This window comes from Microbulbifer regidiadema (SeqCode) (assembly GCF_052467605.1).
This window is the reverse complement of the sequence record NZ_CP174316.1, coordinates 245,825-261,857: the sequence shown is the minus strand read 5'-3', so window position 1 is coordinate 261,857 and position 16,033 is coordinate 245,825. Positions and strand designations below refer to the sequence as shown.

Sequence of the window (16,033 nt, the reverse complement as noted above, 5' to 3'; positions counted from 1 at the left end):
ATAAATTGTTTAGCCTTCGGCAATTTACGCGCCGGGCAATAAGCCCCGTTTTATACCAACTGCCCAGTAGCGGGTCAAGGAACCATGCGGGTTTCCGAGCAGATGTATACTTTTTGAGCGGTATAGAGAGCCGATTGGCGAAGTTTTGGCCTTGCAAGTTGTAACGGGGCGACAAAAGTCACCCCGTCCAAGAGGCTAGTGGGTTTGAATTCCGCGCTGGGAGCGCTCCTCAGCCTTCTTCTGCAAGGCGGAGTACTCTTCATCAGACAGGGATTCAGGCTTGTGCTCAAGGGCCAACTCAAGCACCTGATCAATCCATTTAACCGGTTTAACTACCAAGTCCTGGAGAATATTATCGGGAATATCCTTCAGATCTCGCTCGTTATCGGCGGGAATCAGTACAGTTTTGATACCGCCCCGATGCGCTGCCAATAACTTTTCCTTTAGACCACCAATTCTTAAAACTTCTCCGCGAAGTGTAATTTCTCCGGTCATCGCCACATCTGAACGCACCGGAATATCGGTCAGTATAGATACCAGAGCCGTACACATAGCGATACCTGCCGACGGGCCATCCTTGGGAGTGGCGCCCTCTGGCACGTGGATATGAATATCGCGGGTCTCGTGAAAATCGGGGCCTATACCCAGTGCCTGGGAGCGTGAGCGCACCACGGTCAGTGCCGCCTGAATCGACTCCTGCATCACATCGCCGAGGGAGCCGGTTTTAATCATGCGCCCCTTACCCGGAACCGCCGACGCTTCGATATTGAGAAGCTCACCGCCCACCTCAGTCCAGGCGAGGCCGGTGACGATTCCGATTTTGTTCTCTTCCTCTGCGCGGCCAAAGTCAAATTTGCGCACACCGAGCAGCTCTTCCAACTGCTGCGGCTGCACTATCGCCTTCTTCTCCGAGGGATTGCGAACGCGTTCGGTGACCACCTTGCGGCAGATTTTAGCGATCTCCCGATCCAGGCCGCGCACGCCGGCTTCACGGGTGTAATAGCGGACGATATCGCGGATGCTGTCATCGGACAGTTCCAGCTCATTGTCTTTAAGACCGTTGGCTTTGCGCTGTTTCGGTACCAGGTAGCGCTGCGCAATATTCAACTTTTCATCCTCGGTATAACCGGGGATTCGAATCACTTCCATACGGTCCAGCAATGGACCCGGAATATTCATCGAGTTGGAGGTACAAACAAACATTACATCGGAAAGGTCGTAATCGACTTCGAGGTAGTGATCGTTAAAGGCTTTATTTTGCTCTGGGTCCAGGACCTCCAGCAGTGCGGAGGCGGGGTCGCCGCGCTGGTCCATCCCCATTTTGTCGACCTCATCGAGCAGGAACAGAGGGTTTTTGACCCCCACCTTGGAGATCTTTTGTACCAGCTTACCCGGTAGCGAACCAATATAAGTGCGTCGATGCCCGCGAATCTCGGCCTCATCGCGCACGCCGCCCAGCGCCATACGCACATACTGACGATTGGTTGCTCGAGCAATAGATTGGCCCAGTGAGGTTTTACCTACCCCGGGCGGACCAACCAGACATAAAATCGGCCCTTTGACTTTCTTCACGCGCTTCTGCACTGCGAGGTATTCCAGTATCCGCTCTTTAACCTCTTCCAAGCCGTAGTGTTCTTTCTCGAGAATTTCCTCGGCTTTTATCAGGTCATGCCTAACGCGGCTGGCCTTTTTCCAGGGCAGACTCAGCATCCAGTCGATATAACTGCGCAAAACCGAAGCTTCCGCAGACATGGGCGACATCATCTTTAGCTTGCCCAGCTCGGCGCGGGTTTTCTTTTCCGCTTCGGCACTCATGCCGGATTCGGCAATCTTGTTTTCCAGCTCTTCAATTTCATTGGGCTCTTCAGTGATTTCGCCCAACTCTTTTTGAATCGCCTTCATCTGCTCATTGAGATAGTACTCGCGCTGGCTTTTCTCCATCTGTTTTTTCACGCGCCCGCGAATACGCTTCTCCACCTGGATCAGGTCGATTTCAGCATCCATCAACCCCAGCAGCTGCTCCAGCCTCTCCTTGACGCTGACCGTCTCCAGAAGCTCCTGCTTCTGTGGCAATTCCAGAGACATATGTGCAGAAATAGTATCCGCCAAGCGGCCGGGCTCATCGATTCCCGACAGAGAGGTAATAACCTCATTGGGCACTTTTTTGCTGACAGAGACATACTGCTCGAACTGGGACATAACAGAACGCACCAGGGCATCCGCCTCCCCTTCTGACAGCTCCTGCGTCTCCATCGGCGCAACCGTTGCCTCGAAGTGATTTTCTCTCTCCATCACCTCGCGAATATTTACGCGCTCACCGCCTTCCACCAGCACCTTCACGGTGCCGTCGGGAAGCTTGAGTAGCTGCAAGACACTGGCAATCGTGCCCACACGATAGATATCGTCTGCACCGGGATCATCCTCAGATGCTTTTCGCTGGGCCACAAGCAATACCTGCTTATCCCTGCGCATAGCCTCTTCCAGGGCCTCAATGGACTTTTCCCTGCCCACAAAAAGCGGGATCACCATATGGGGGTAAACAACAACATCGCGCAATGGCAACAACGGATATTCAAGTGTGGTGTCGGATGACTGGTCCATAGAACTCCTCTCGGCCCTATCACTGGGTATTTGGCGCGGCATCATGCTGCTGTTGAAATTGACAGCTTAACCTGGGCCACCGCCCTTCAGATGCTAGTAATGGGGGGGAAGGGCCCGAAATACAAGTCTAATCTCACGACCAATTTGTGCCGAGTTCATCACAAGAATCCGGCCGGGAATGCCAAGACAAGCTGTCAGACGCTTAGGTAATTAGGAAATACTATAAAAAAGGCCCCTGTATTGGGGCCTTTTACCATGGGCTTGGGCTATTCTTCTGGCGCCGCCTTCTGCGGCTGGGATTCACTCTCGTAAACCAGCAGCGGGGCCGACTCGCCTTTAATGACGGCTTCGTCAATAACCACTTTCACCACATTATCCGTGGATGGAATATCGTACATGGTCTCCAGCAATACGGACTCCATGATTGAGCGCAGGCCGCGGGCACCGGTCTTGCGCTCCATTGCCTTGGTCGCAACGGCATCCAGTGCATCGGGGCGGAAATCCAGCTCCACATCCTCCATCTCAAACAGCTTTGCATACTGCTTGGTCAGGGCGTTACGCGGTTCGGTGAGAATCTGCACCAGGGCCTCGCGGTCCAACTCCTCCAGAGTGGCGGTCACCGGCAGGCGGCCGACAAACTCGGGGATCAAGCCGTAGCGAACCAGATCTTCCGGCTCCAGGTCCCGCAGGATCTCGCCAAAATTACTGGTACCATCCTTCGATTTAACCTCGGCGCTAAAGCCGATTCCGCCCTTCTCAGAGCGATCGCGGATAACCTTATCCAGACCCGCAAAAGCACCACCACAAATAAACAGGATATTAGAGGTATCAACCTGCAAAAACTCCTGCTGCGGGTGCTTGCGTCCACCTTGTGGCGGCACCGATGCGACAGTGCCCTCAATCAGTTTCAGCAGCGCCTGCTGCACACCCTCACCGGATACGTCGCGGGTAATTGAGGGGTTGTCTGATTTGCGCGAGATTTTGTCGATCTCATCGATATAGACGATGCCCTGCTGGGCTTTTTCTACATCGTAATCACACTTTTGCAGAAGCTTTTGAATGATGTTTTCAACATCCTCACCCACATAACCGGCCTCGGTCAGGGTGGTTGCATCGGCAATAGTAAAGGGAACATTGAGCAGGCGTGCCAGGGTCTCGGCGAGCAGGGTTTTACCACTACCGGTAGGGCCAACCAGCAAAATGTTGGATTTACTGAGTTCTACCTCATCCTTACTTTTCACGCCAGACTTGGTGCGCAAACGCTTGTAGTGATTGTAAACAGCAACCGCCAACACACGTTTGGCCCTCTCCTGTCCAATCACATACTGATCGAGGATCTCTGTAATCTCACGGGGTGTCGGCAGGCGCCCTTCGGGGCCCTCCGCAGTCTCTTGCACTTCTTCGCGAATGATGTCGGTACACAACTCGACACATTCATCGCAGATAAAGACTGACGGCCCAGCGATTAACTTCCGCACTTCCTGTTGGCTCTTGCCACAGAAAGAGCAGTACAGCAATTTTCCGCTGTCTTCTCCGCTGCTTTTGTCGGTCATCAAAATACTCCGTCGTCACTGGCCGGCCAGGGCCTTAAATTCAGCTTACCCAGCAAGATGCTGCCTTTTGGCGTAATTTTCAAGTCTCCGCGAAAGCCAGTCTATAAGAAAAAACCAACTTTCGCTGAAATCCGCCTCTAGTCAACTTTTTTCGCAGAAAATCTACTTGTCAAACGCCTGTCGACGAGACAGTACATCGTCGACCAAGCCATATTCCTTGGCTTCATCGGCACTCATAAAGTTATCGCGTTCGGTATCTCTCTCGATATCACTGACCGGGCGTCCAGAGTGGTGTGCCATCAGCTCATTCAAACGCCGGCGAATCTTGAGGATTTCCTGGGCGTGAATATGGATATCGCTCGCCTGCCCCTGGGCTCCACCGCTGGGCTGGTGAATCATCACCCGGGAGTTCGGTGTTGCGAAACGCTTGCCCTCGGCCCCTGCGGTCAGCAGAAACGCTCCCATGCTACAGGCCTGGCCGATACACATGGTGCTGACATCAGGCTTGATAAACTGCATGGTGTCATAAATAGACATACCGGCAGTTACCGAACCGCCCGGCGAATTAATATACAGGTGGATATCTTTGTCCGGATTCTCAGCCTCAAGAAACAGTAGCTGAGCAACCACCAGGTTGGCCATATGGTCTTCTACAGGTCCGACCAGGAAGATCACACGCTCTTTTAACAGGCGAGAATAAATATCAAATGAGCGCTCACCCCTGGCGGTTTGCTCCACCACCATAGGGACTAAGCCGGATGCTGAGGGCTCTATCGAAGCTTTTGGAAAATCAATTCGTGCCATAGGTACCATTGCTTCCTTTTGTGGCGTATTCGGCAGGCCAGCGAACAGGCATTATATGCCCATGCTGAAAATTTGGTTTTGAGAGCTTAACCGGTCAGGCGAGAGAAAGCCAGCCGGTAAAAAGGAAGGAGATGTAGGGGCGCCACGCTGGAGCGAGCGCCACACTACACCTAATTGAAGTGAGAGATTAGCTTTGCTTTTGCGGCTTAATCACTTCGTCGTAGCTGCTGTCAACTTCAGATACTTTGGCTGAAGCCAGTACGTGATCAACAACTTGATCTTCCAGTACCACAGACTCAACACCAGACAGAAGCTCGCGGTTGCTGTAGTAGTAGTCAACTACTTCTTGCGGTTGCTGGTAAGTAGAGGCCAGCTCTTCAACTTTCGCTTTTACGCGGTCTGCATCAACAGAAATTTCATTCTGCTTAACAATCTCACCCACTACCAGGCCGAGAACAACGCGGCGCTTGGCCTGCTCTTCAAACATGGTGTCGGGCAGCATACGCTCGGCATCTTCAGCTTTAATCTGACCGCCGAACTGCTGAACCATTTGTCCGCGCAGTGCAGTGACTTCGCTGGCAACCAGAGCAGCGGGCAGCTCTACAGGATGCTTCTCGAACAGCTGATCCATGATCTGGGTCTTAACCTTGTTCAAGGACGCATTCTTCAGCTCGCGCTGCATGTTATTGCGAACTTCTTCGCGGAACTTCTCTTCGCCACCTTCCTGAACACCGTAAGCCGCGAAGAACTCTTCGTTCAGCTCGGGAAGCTCGGGCTTCTCTGAGGAGGTGACTTTAATATTAAAGGTGACCGCAGCGCCGCGAAGCTCTTCTGCCTGGTAATCTTCCGGGAAGGTCAGATCCAGGTCTTTCTCTTCACCGGGCTTCATACCCAGAATGCCTTCTTCGAAGCCGGGGATCATCTGGCCGGAACCCAGTACCAACTGGTGACCTTCGGCCTTGCCGCCTTCAAACTCTTCACCGTCTTTGCGACCAACAAAGTTGATAACAACACGGTCACCCTTTTGCGCTTTGCGCTTGGTGTCTTTCCAGGAGGACTGCTGCTTGCGCAGAACATCGATCATGTTCTTTACGTCTGCGTCGGTAACTTCGGCAACAGGGCGCTCTACAGCGATCTCGGCCAGGTCGGCAAGCTCAACTTCGGGGTAAACTTCGAAAGTTGCAACGTACTCCAGGTTTTCACCGGCAGCCGTCTGCTTCGCTTCGATGCTGGGCTGACCAGCGGGCTTAACCTCTTCTTTCTGCACTGCTTCGTAGAAAGAACGGCTCATTACCTCGCCCAGAACTTCCTGACGAACACCGGCACCAAAGCGCTGACGAACGACTTTCATCGGCACCTTGCCTTTGCGGAAGCCGTTGATGCGGACAGTCTTAGCAGCCTGCTGGAGACGCTTGTCCACTTCTTTGTCGACGATTTCCGCCGGTAAATTAACCGTTAAACGACGCTCCAAACCGGAAGTAGTTTCGATGGAAACCTGCATGTTTATCCTCGTGAGACTATCTCTTTTTTTCGCGCCGCAGCGCCAACGAATACCGGGCGCCGGAGCTCAGCCGACGGCCTCGCTTGGCCGTGCCACACCAGCCACAGAGGCTGCGGACTCGCGCCAAATACAAGAAGCCCGCACTCACCCCGTCAGAGCAAGCCATGCGGACTCCTGAGCTTTTTGATTTGGTGGGGACGGGGAGACTCGAACTCCCACACCTTTCGGCACCAGAACCTAAATCTGGCGTGTCTACCAATTTCACCACGTCCCCAAATCGAACATGTCGCTAACTCTTTGATTTCTAAGCAGTTTTACCGCTTTCCCAGAGCCCATCGCGACAAGGGATGCAAATTGTGCCACAGCATTTTGCGGGCTTCAACACTTTACTGATACTTTCTTTAAAAAAATAAAAAAGGCGCCACACGGGCGCCTTTTTTTGGGGTCTAACCGAGTTAGACTCGCTCTACGACAGTGGTGATACCCTGCCCCAGACCGATACACATGGTAGATACACCCAGATCGCCACCTTCGTTTTGCATAACGCTCAACAGGGTGCCGGTAATACGCACACCGGAACAGCCGAAGGGGTGGCCCAGGGCGATAGCACCGCCGTACAGGTTGACCTTCTCATCCATCTGCTCAAGCAGGCCCAGATCCTTCAACACCGGCAGCGCCTGAGCTGCAAATGCTTCATTCAGCTCAAACTTGTCGATATCGCCGACAGTCAGGCCCGCTCTCTTGAGCGCTTTCTGGGTAGAAGGTACCGGACCGTAACCCATGATGGACGGATCCACGCCAGCCAGCGCCATTTCCTTCACGCGAGCGATCGGGGTCATACCCAGAGCCTGGGCGCGCTCAGCGGACATCACCAACATAACAGAGGCGCCGTCGGTGATCTGGGAGGAGGTACCGGCAGTTACCTGGCCGTGTTTCGGATCGAATGCAGGTCTCAGCTGAGCCAGACCTTCCACAGTGGTATCGGGGCGGATAGTTTGATCCGCCTCAACCAGGAAAGGTACGCCGTCATCGTCGTGACCTTCAATAGCGATAATCTCGCGATTGAACTTGCCAGCCTTGGTAGCTTCGGCAGCGCGGTGGTGAGAGCGAGCGCCGAACTCATCCATCTGCTGGCGCTGGATACCGTGCATCATCGCCAGGTATTCGGCCGTCATACCCATGGAGCCGGCAGCCTTTGCCATATAGCGACCCAGCATTGGGTTGGGGCTAACGTGCTCCATCATGTTCAGGTGGCCCATATGCTCAACGCCGCCCACAACATACACGTCGCCAACGCCAGCTTGAATGTTGGCAGCAGCAGTGTGCAGGGAGGACATAGAGGAGCCACACAGGCGGTTAACCGTCTGCGCCGGGATAGTGTGCGGCAGGCCCGCGCGCAGCAGGATAAAGCGGGCTACGTTAAAGCCCTGCTCGTCGCGCTGCATAACGCTGCCCCAGATGAGATCGTCGATCTCAGCGGGGTCGAGCTTGTCGTTGCGCTGCATGAATTTTTTCAGCAGCTCAGCAGACATATCGTCGGCGCGAACATGGCGGTATACACCATTCTTCGAGCGACCCATGGCCGTACGTGCGTAGTCGACGATTACGGCATCTCTAGGATTTAAACCCATCGCTATTCTCCTTACTTGTCGCCGTAGTAGGTTTTGCCACTTGCGGCCATTTCACGCATGCGATCGGTCGGCTTGTACAGCTCACCCAGATCGGCGTACTTATCGGCAATCTTCACGAACTCATCCAGACCAATGCTATCCAGCCACGCGAAGATTCCACCGCGGAACGGAGGGAATCCGATGCCGTAGATCAGCGCCATATCGGCCTCAGCCGGGGAGTCGACAATACCCTCTTCCAGGCAACGAGCCAGTTCGGTTGCCATGGGCACCATCATGCGCTCGATAATCTCGTCTTTTTCGAACTCGCGGCGCTCAGCTACGTGCGCCTTCAGCAGCTCATAGGACTCTTCGGTAGCCACTTTTTTCGGGCGACCCTTTTTGTCCTGCTCGTAGCTGTAGAAACCTTTGTTGTTCTTCTGGCCGTAGCGACCCGCCTCATACATAACGTCGGAAGCGGCAGTGAAGGTTTTACCCATACGCTCGGGGAAGCCTTCCGCCATAACGCTTTCTGCGTGAACGCCGGTATCAATACCGACAACGTCCATCAGGTAAGCGGGGCCCATCGGCCAACCCCAACGCTCCATCACCTTGTCAACGGCCTGGAAGTCAGCACCATCGCGCACCAGCATGGAGAAGCCGGCAAAGTAAGGGAAGAGAACGCGGTTAACCAGGAATCCCGGACAGTCGCGCACAACAATAGCTTTCTTGCCCATCTTGTTAGCGTAGGCAACAACGCGAGCTACGGCGGTGTCAGAGGTTTTCTCACCACGGATCACCTCAACCAGCGGCATTTTGTGCACCGGGTTGAAGAAGTGCATACCGAGGAAGTTTTCCGGACGGGAAAGCGGTTCGGCCAGGTGGTTGATGGAGATAGTGGAGGTGTTGGAAGCGATCACCGTGCTTTCGCCAACTTTGGTTTCCACCTCTTTCAGCACAGCGTGCTTCACCTTGGGGTTCTCAACCACAGCTTCCACAACAACGTCGATATCGTTGAAGCCGTCGTAGCTCAGGGTCGGCTCAATACGATTGAGTACTTCACCCATTTTTGCCGGAGTCAGGCGCTTGCGGTCAACCAGCTTGGACAGCAGCTTATTCGCCTCATTCAGACCGAGATCGATACCCTTCTGATCGATATCCTTCATCTTGATCGGAGTGCCTTTATAGGCAGACTGGTAGGCGATACCGCCACCCATAATGCCAGCGCCCAATACGGCAGCACGCTCAATCGGCTTATCAGCTTTCTTTTCCCAACCTTTGGCAACCTTGCCAATTGTTTGATCGGCCAGGAACAGACCTACCAGAGACTTGGCCGTGCCAGTCTGGGCGCAGAAAATAAACTTCTCCTGCTCGATCTTCAGCGCCTCATCGCGGGTCAGCTTGTAACCCTGCTCGATAGACTCAACCGCAGCGACCGGAGATGGGTAGTTTTTGCCCGCCTGCTGACCCACGAATGCCTTGGTGGTAAAGAAGGCCATCAGCGCTTCGGTATCATTCAGGGGGATCGGGGATTTTTTGAGCTCGCGGGTAGCCTTGTAGTCCAGCCCACCATTGATGGCGCGCTCGAGCAGCTTGATCGCCGCATCTTTAAGCTTGTCGGTAGGTACTACCGCATCAACGGCGTGAGCTTCCAGCGCCGCTGCCGGCTTCTGCTCTTTGCCCGCCGCAATCCACTCTGCGGCAACATCAACACCCACTACGCGCGGCAGGCGAACAGTGCCGCCCCAGCCCGGGATCAGGCCCAGCTTAACTTCGGGAAGACCAACTTTGGCTTCCTCGCCCATCAGGCGGTAGTCACAGCCCAGGCACACCTCAAAGCCGCCGCCGAGTGCGTAGCCATTAATTGCCACGGCAGTCGGTACCGGTAAATCTTCAAGGCGATTGATGTTTTCGTTGTTCTGATTCATCAGATCGGCAACACCCTCTGCACCCGCAGAGAAAGCATCGCCAAACTCAGTGATATCAGCACCAACAATAAAGACGCTTTTACCGCTGGTCAGCAGTACGCCTTTTACGCCATCCGCTGCTTCGATAGCATCCAGCGCTTGGGAGAATTCAGAAACCGTCTGGCGGTTAAATTTATTGACGGATTCGCCTTGCAGGTCGAATTTGAGCTCGGCGATGCCGTTGTCCAGCATCTGTACCGCGAGCGCTTTGCCACTAAATAACATTGATTGACCTCTTTTATTCTGGGCCGCGATCCTGGGCCCGGGGTCGGAATTTTTGTGCGACCATGGGCCGCCCCGCAAGGTGCGGTGACACTTGGGCCCAATATGGTCAGCGCTAGTATAGCCAGATTCAAACGATTGTTTGAATACTATTTCTTACAAATGGAGTGGCACCAAAGGTGCCGAAGTACAGAAAATCGCCAGTTTGGCGAGCGGTAAAGAAGGTAAAGCGGCGCTAGTCTATCCCGGTTTGCGCCAAGTTAGCAGCAACCCGGCACGAATTTCCTCATCTAGCTCACTCCCTAGAGCGAGGGGTCAAAAATTGCTGATCGGCCGCAAGCCGGCGTCATCGCGCTGACAACGACGCAATCACAATTGCCGGTATTTCGAAAGCGGTGCGGGCGCCGGGCGTCAAAATAGTAGCCGTCGCCAGTGCCCAGCAGGGCAGAGTCGGAGCCGACCGTCACCTCCAGGTTGCCGCTGACAACCACCCCGCCGACCTCTCCCTCGGTAGGGGTCAGAGAAAAACCGGTATCTCCCCCAGCGGGAAACACCTTCCACAAAAGCGACATGCCCGCGCTTGCCTCCGCCCCCCCAAACAAGCGGCAGGACACAGCCCCGCAGCCGATATCAGGCACCTCATTACCACGAAAGAAAACCTGCTTGGCACCCGATATTTCCAGGGAAAAAAAGTCCGTTAGCGACATGGGGATAGCGGCCAATATCTTTTTCAGAGAGCTTACCGAGGGGCTAACTTTGCCCAGCTCAATAAAAGAAATTGTCGCGTTGGTGACTCCGGCCCGTCTCGCCAACTCCCTCTGCGAAACACCGTAAATGTGGCGCACCATTTTCAAACGGGCGCCAACCTCTCCCTCAGGATCATCCATGCTCCCGACAGCTCCTATTGTGTCATTTTCCTCCAGGTAAAAATCACCCGTTTAGAGGTACCAACTGAAGCTTTATCACACCATATCTTCAAAGGGATTTCCATTTGGCAGTTTTACCGGGGGCAGCCCTGGCAAGCGGATTTCCTCTGCCGAAACCGCTATTTCACTTTCATCGATCATGCCTTCGCCAAATCGATAAATCACATCGAGCTCACCACGAGAGGCCTTGGCGTTGTACTTTTCAGCCCGCTCAACCACCTTCTCATTCAGCTGTTGAGACGCCGCAGTCGCGCGCACGCCGTGACGCTTTTCCATCATCGATTTGGTTATCTGGGGGGACAAGATGGTTGCCGTGGCATTATTGCCACCAAAACCTTTTGAGTTCAGGAATGCGAGATCCAATGCCCCCCGCCCCCTGTCGGTATGCTCAAGGGAAATATTCAGGTGCTCGCAGTGCACATCGTCAGCGATGCGATCGACAGTGGTTACCCCCGGGAGTATCCCCCGCTCAAACACGCCCAGCGCAGTCACCAATTGGTCGCCACTGGCCGAGGAGACTGTGTGCCCCAAGAAGGCCTTGACCGCACAAATAGGCCACGCCTCTATCCCGAAAGCGCCGGCTAAGCGATCGAAAATTGCGGACTCGGTAACCCTGTTTTGCGGTGTACTGGAGCCGTGCGCCTGCACAAAACTGCGCTGGCGCAAGCTGTCTTCACCGACAATTGCCCGGGCCTCGGCCATTGCTCGGCCCATGGTCAGGTAGTTCCCGGGCCCCGGCGCCGAAATAGACTTTTTAGTGCCATCGGCATTGGTAAACACACCGGCGACGGAACCATAGACCGAGGCGCCCAATTCGAGTGCGAGTGCATCATCCATCAAGATGACCCACTGGGTACCCTCGCCCAGGGTGAAACCACAATTCTCACCAAATGGGCGGCTGGTGCGCCGGTAATCAATCTCTCCGGGGAATAACTTGCGCAGATTCTCTGTGGTAGCGAGGGCCCCCATCGTCGAGTAGCCATCGACCACCTCCGGCACCAGCGGCGCCTCCGCCGCACCAATGACAGCCACCCGCGCCCTGCCAGAGCGAATATCCTCCACCCCGGCGCGCAGGTTATACAGGAAGGTGGCACAAGCGCCCGCCACAGCGCCAGTAGAGCCGACATTGCCGAGGACGTAGGCGTTGACAAAATCTGCCGGCATGCTGTTTAAGCCCAGGGCCAGCTGCTTCGAACTAACGCGGCCGCCGCGCAGGCGGGACTGCAACAAGCCGCCATTGCCAAATGGGTCCAGCTGACTCATGGCAGAGGCCGCATAAAGCGAAATATTTCCCGGCCCAACGGTGGAGACAACGGTATCCCAATCGATACCCATGGATTGAACTGCGTCTGAGGCGCCCAACAGCGCCAGCTGTAGCCCTCTGGGGTGAAAGCGAGAATTGTACCTCTCCCCGGGCTCAAATCCGGTTGGCAACTGCCCTGCGGCCGCCACAGCGATCTCGCGATGACTATCCAGCATGACCGACAACTCGGTCGCAGTAACTCGAACCCTCCCCCCCTGCACCGGCTCCAGCTGCCAGTGGCTGGGCACCGGCTGAGGCAGCTGGCGGGCGGAGATTTCAAACGTCAGCCCTGCGGGGTTTGCCAGCTGGGCGGCTTGATGGAAGTGGCACTTGCGGTAGTCGTAGTAGCGACCCTCAAGCTCGCGCACCAAGGTGCCGTTCAGCACCCGCTGCTCCAGGGCCGGATCTAGCGCTCCCCCGGCATCGCTCCCGGAGCGCAAACCCATCAGGGCCGCCAGATCGGAAAGGGTGCTTTGCCGCTCCTCCGCGCTCAACTTATCCAGAATGAGGCGGGAGTACCCCCGATGAAAAGAACTACGTCCAGCAGGGTTGAATCCACCGAATGCGGTGATTACGGGAAGGCGCTGCATCCTGACCTCCAGCCAAGCACTTAACACTATAAAAATAAGAGATGCGAGTGTAGGGGGTGGCGATTCTGTCCAGTTATGGGCATACTGGCCAGCAAAATTGAGTGTTTTGGCCAATAGCGCAAGTGCGCATAGATGTGTAATGCGAACAGTAACTTTCCTACTTATCGACCAGATGCTGGCAACCGGCACCGTTCTACCACTTGAAATGCTTCGCGGCGCTGAGAGTCGCGCCAGGGTAGAGGGCATCAAGGGCAGCCTGAAACTGGTGACCGCCAGCCTGGACGGGGCCGCAGTAAAAACCCGCTGCGGATTTACCCTTCAACCGGACGTCGCCCTCAGCGATGCGCCGGATAGCGACCTAATCTATATTCCAACCATGTGGCGCAACCCCCGCCCCGCCCTCAAGCGTAGCGGGAAAATATTGGAATGGCTGCGCCAGCAGGAAAAACAGGGGGCGAGCATTAGCGCCGTGGGCACCGGGGTCTGCTTCCTCGCCGAAGCGGGCCTTCTCGATGGCAAACCCGCCACCACCCACTGGCACTACTTTGATCGATTCAGCTCAGACTATCCCGAAGTTAAGTTAAAGCGCCAGTATTTTATTACCCAGGCGGACAAACTGTTTTGTGCCGCCAGCGTCAATGCTCTAGCCGACGTTACCGTTCACATGATTCGCCAGCTGTATGGCCCGGCCATTGCCAGCCATGTCGAGCGCAACTTCTCCCACGAGATTCGCCGCCCGTTTGAAGAGATCGCCTTTTCGGAAGGCTCTGTACAGTTACACCCGGATGAGGATATTGTCCAGGCCCAAGCCTGGCTCAAAGAGCACTGCAATAGCGAGGTACGCCTCAGTGAAGTGGCGCAACTTTTCGATATGAGTGTTCGATCATTTAACCGCCGCTTTAAACTCGCCACCGGGCAAACACCGTTGCAGTATCTGCAAAATGTCAGGGTTGATATGGCGCGCGAACTGTTACAGTCGAGCAATCTCTCCGTCAATGAAATTGCTGAAAAAGTTGGCTACCAGGATATGGGGCACTTTACCGCGCTATTTAAGAAATTCCTGGCAACCACCCCCAGCGAATACCGCACTACCGTGCGCGCCAAATTATTCAGGGTGAACGCTTAACTTTCTCAGGAAAATAACATCGCTGTGGACAAACTGAAGCTCGGCACCTAGTGACCGAGCCAGCCACTCAAATGTTTTTACACTGAAAAAGCAAATATGCGTCGGATCTCTAATGTAGTGCCAATTGGCAAAACGCTCCGCAGAAATCACCAACTTCGTCATCAGAGCCATCACACCCCCGGTGCGCAATCTCTGCCAAAGTTTATCGAGCTCCACCCCGGGTTGTACCAGGTGCTCGATCACTTCTGTGGCGACAATAAAATCGTAATTTCTATGAAGTGCCTCTTGCGCAGGCGCATAAAAGTGATCGTATAAATCCACCCGGTGTCCGCCCTCCTCCAGAATCCTGGCCAGTAAGGGCGCGGGGCCACAACCAAAGTCCAGACCATCGCAGGGGCCATTTAACGCCTTGAGCAGGGGTTGGGCACAGCGACTGAGAAATTGACGATACCCCTCATCCTCCATCGAATTTTCATGAAGGTCGTAGTAGGCACGCTCTTCATCTGGCGCCAAGTGAAATTGTGCCGGGACAAAAACGAGCGCGCAGTTATCACACTGGTGATAACTGCGAAACTTATCTTGGTGGTAAGGCTGTACCGTCGAATGACGGCACAGCGGGCAATAGAGTGACAATTTACGCTGCTGCTGTATTGGACTCGGCTTCACTCTTGTTGTGTTGCAGAGTATTACCTTCTGAAATGGAAATTTTTCGCGGCTTCATCGCCTCTGGAATCTCGCGCACCAACTCTATATGCAAAAGGCCATTCGCTAATTTTGCATCGGTCACTTTTACGTGATCGGCGAGTTGAAAACGCCGTTCAAAATTCCTTGCCGCGATACCCCGGTGCAAGTAATTTCCCTGACTATTATTTTCAGGCTTAACACCGCTAATGACTAGGCGATTTTGTTCCACCTGAATATCGAGCTCCGACTGTTCAAAACCGGCAACTGCCATGGTAATCCGATAGCTATCCTCGCCGGTCAATTCGATATCGTAAGGGGGGTAAGAGGGCTGCTTTTGCTCGCTGGTGGTCATCGCGTCGAGCAAACTGGCCATACGGTCAAAACCAATGGCAGAACGGTACAGTGGAGAAAAATCAAAATTACGCATTATCATATCCTCAATTCAGAGCAATATTTAAGACTGTGTCCGTCAAATGACCGGACTCTTTTCAGGGACACTTCCGCGTGAAGCTGCCACCTGTATTACAGAGATATGGGCGGGGGTTTTATATTCAAGGGTTGCAACAAAACTTTATGTCAAAAACTTCCAGAATCTTTATTGGCATCGGACTCGATGAGGCGGCGCAGAATTTTCTAGACCAGCTGACGCAGCAAATTAAAGTTGAACAGCCGCAGACTATCCATGCCAATACTCGCTGGACACTTCGAGAGAACAGGCACATAACACTTTGTTTTCTTGGAGAGGTCGCAAACAAATTACTCCCATCATTAAAGACAGGACTAACCGCCATCAGTCAGTCGGTAGGCAAATCAAAAACGGAAATATTTAGCATAAACACCTTCCCGGGCAACGAATCCCATTTGATTGCCGCAGAGCTCGTTGCGACTGAGGCGCTGGAGAAATTACAACTCGCAGTACAAAGAATGGTTGGGGCACAGGGCCTGCCGACAGAGCAACGCCGCTATCGTCCACATATCACCCTGTGCAGGAACAGGCTGGGATTTAAAGGATTTGCTCCCATCGAAATAAAATACCCCATCACACTCGACAATATTATTCTCTACCACAGCAAGCCCAAACAAACTGGTAGCCAGTATATTGCCCTGCAAACAACCCCGCTGACTTCACTGTAGAGGCTCTGTTTGTAG

At 54.2% G+C, this 16,033-nt stretch carries 12 protein-coding genes and 1 tRNA gene; 2 read left to right on the top strand and 11 right to left on the bottom strand.

The window, feature by feature from the left end:
* Positions 1 to 195: 195 nt before the first annotated feature.
* The 9 genes from lon to ACJJIF_RS01900 all read right to left on the bottom strand — a co-directional run bounded on the left by lon (position 196) and on the right by ACJJIF_RS01900 (position 13,074).
* Positions 196 to 2,601 (bottom strand): endopeptidase La, encoded by a 2,406-nt coding sequence (lon, locus tag ACJJIF_RS01940; RefSeq protein WP_444930563.1) that lies wholly within the window; start codon positions 2,599 to 2,601, stop codon positions 196 to 198.
* A 266-nt stretch (positions 2,602 to 2,867) separates the two neighbouring features.
* Complete coding sequence (gene clpX, locus ACJJIF_RS01935; protein ID WP_282933429.1) at positions 2,868 to 4,154, bottom strand: ATP-dependent Clp protease ATP-binding subunit ClpX; 1,287 nt, start codon at positions 4,152 to 4,154, stop codon at positions 2,868 to 2,870.
* Between the two features lie 162 nt (positions 4,155 to 4,316).
* Positions 4,317 to 4,958 (bottom strand): ATP-dependent Clp endopeptidase proteolytic subunit ClpP, encoded by a 642-nt coding sequence (gene clpP, locus ACJJIF_RS01930; protein ID WP_444930562.1) that lies wholly within the window; start codon positions 4,956 to 4,958, stop codon positions 4,317 to 4,319.
* 187 nt (positions 4,959 to 5,145) lie between these two features.
* Positions 5,146 to 6,459, bottom strand: a complete 1,314-nt coding sequence (gene tig / locus ACJJIF_RS01925; protein ID WP_444930561.1) for a trigger factor — start codon at positions 6,457 to 6,459, stop codon at positions 5,146 to 5,148.
* A 189-nt stretch (positions 6,460 to 6,648) separates the two neighbouring features.
* Positions 6,649 to 6,733 (bottom strand) — tRNA-Leu (locus ACJJIF_RS01920).
* 181 nt (positions 6,734 to 6,914) lie between these two features.
* Positions 6,915 to 8,090, bottom strand: a complete 1,176-nt coding sequence (gene fadA / locus ACJJIF_RS01915; RefSeq protein ID WP_444930560.1) for an acetyl-CoA C-acyltransferase FadA — start codon at positions 8,088 to 8,090, stop codon at positions 6,915 to 6,917.
* Between the two features lie 11 nt (positions 8,091 to 8,101).
* Complete coding sequence (gene fadB / locus ACJJIF_RS01910) at positions 8,102 to 10,258, bottom strand: fatty acid oxidation complex subunit alpha FadB (RefSeq protein WP_444930559.1); 2,157 nt, start codon at positions 10,256 to 10,258, stop codon at positions 8,102 to 8,104.
* A 299-nt stretch (positions 10,259 to 10,557) separates the two neighbouring features.
* On the bottom strand, positions 10,558 to 11,142 hold the full coding sequence (locus tag ACJJIF_RS01905; protein ID WP_444930558.1) for a type II toxin-antitoxin system RelB family anti-toxin: 585 nt from the start codon (positions 11,140 to 11,142) through the stop codon (positions 10,558 to 10,560).
* Between the two features lie 75 nt (positions 11,143 to 11,217).
* Complete coding sequence (locus tag ACJJIF_RS01900) at positions 11,218 to 13,074, bottom strand: beta-ketoacyl synthase (protein WP_444930557.1); 1,857 nt, start codon at positions 13,072 to 13,074, stop codon at positions 11,218 to 11,220.
* Between the two features lie 139 nt (positions 13,075 to 13,213).
* On the opposite strand from ACJJIF_RS01900, the gene ACJJIF_RS01895 reads away from it, so the two are divergent.
* Entirely contained in the window at positions 13,214 to 14,200 is a 987-nt protein-coding gene (locus tag ACJJIF_RS01895; RefSeq protein WP_444930556.1) for a GlxA family transcriptional regulator, read from the top strand.
* Here the strand turns inward: ACJJIF_RS01895 and ACJJIF_RS01890 are convergent.
* Positions 14,180 to 14,833 carry a class I SAM-dependent methyltransferase gene (locus tag ACJJIF_RS01890; RefSeq protein ID WP_444930555.1) on the bottom strand — a complete coding sequence of 218 codons (654 nt, stop codon included), beginning with the start codon at positions 14,831 to 14,833 and terminating at the stop codon, positions 14,180 to 14,182. The genes ACJJIF_RS01895 and ACJJIF_RS01890 overlap by 21 nt on opposite strands.
* Before the next feature lies 1 nt (position 14,834).
* Positions 14,835 to 15,311, bottom strand: a complete 477-nt coding sequence (locus ACJJIF_RS01885) for an Hsp20 family protein (protein WP_444930554.1) — start codon at positions 15,309 to 15,311, stop codon at positions 14,835 to 14,837.
* A 77-nt stretch (positions 15,312 to 15,388) separates the two neighbouring features.
* Here ACJJIF_RS01885 and thpR point away from each other — a divergent pair, with 77 nt between their 5' ends.
* Positions 15,389 to 16,018 (top strand): RNA 2',3'-cyclic phosphodiesterase, encoded by a 630-nt coding sequence (gene thpR, locus ACJJIF_RS01880; protein WP_444930553.1) that lies wholly within the window; start codon positions 15,389 to 15,391, stop codon positions 16,016 to 16,018.
* Positions 16,019 to 16,033: the final 15 nt, after the last annotated feature.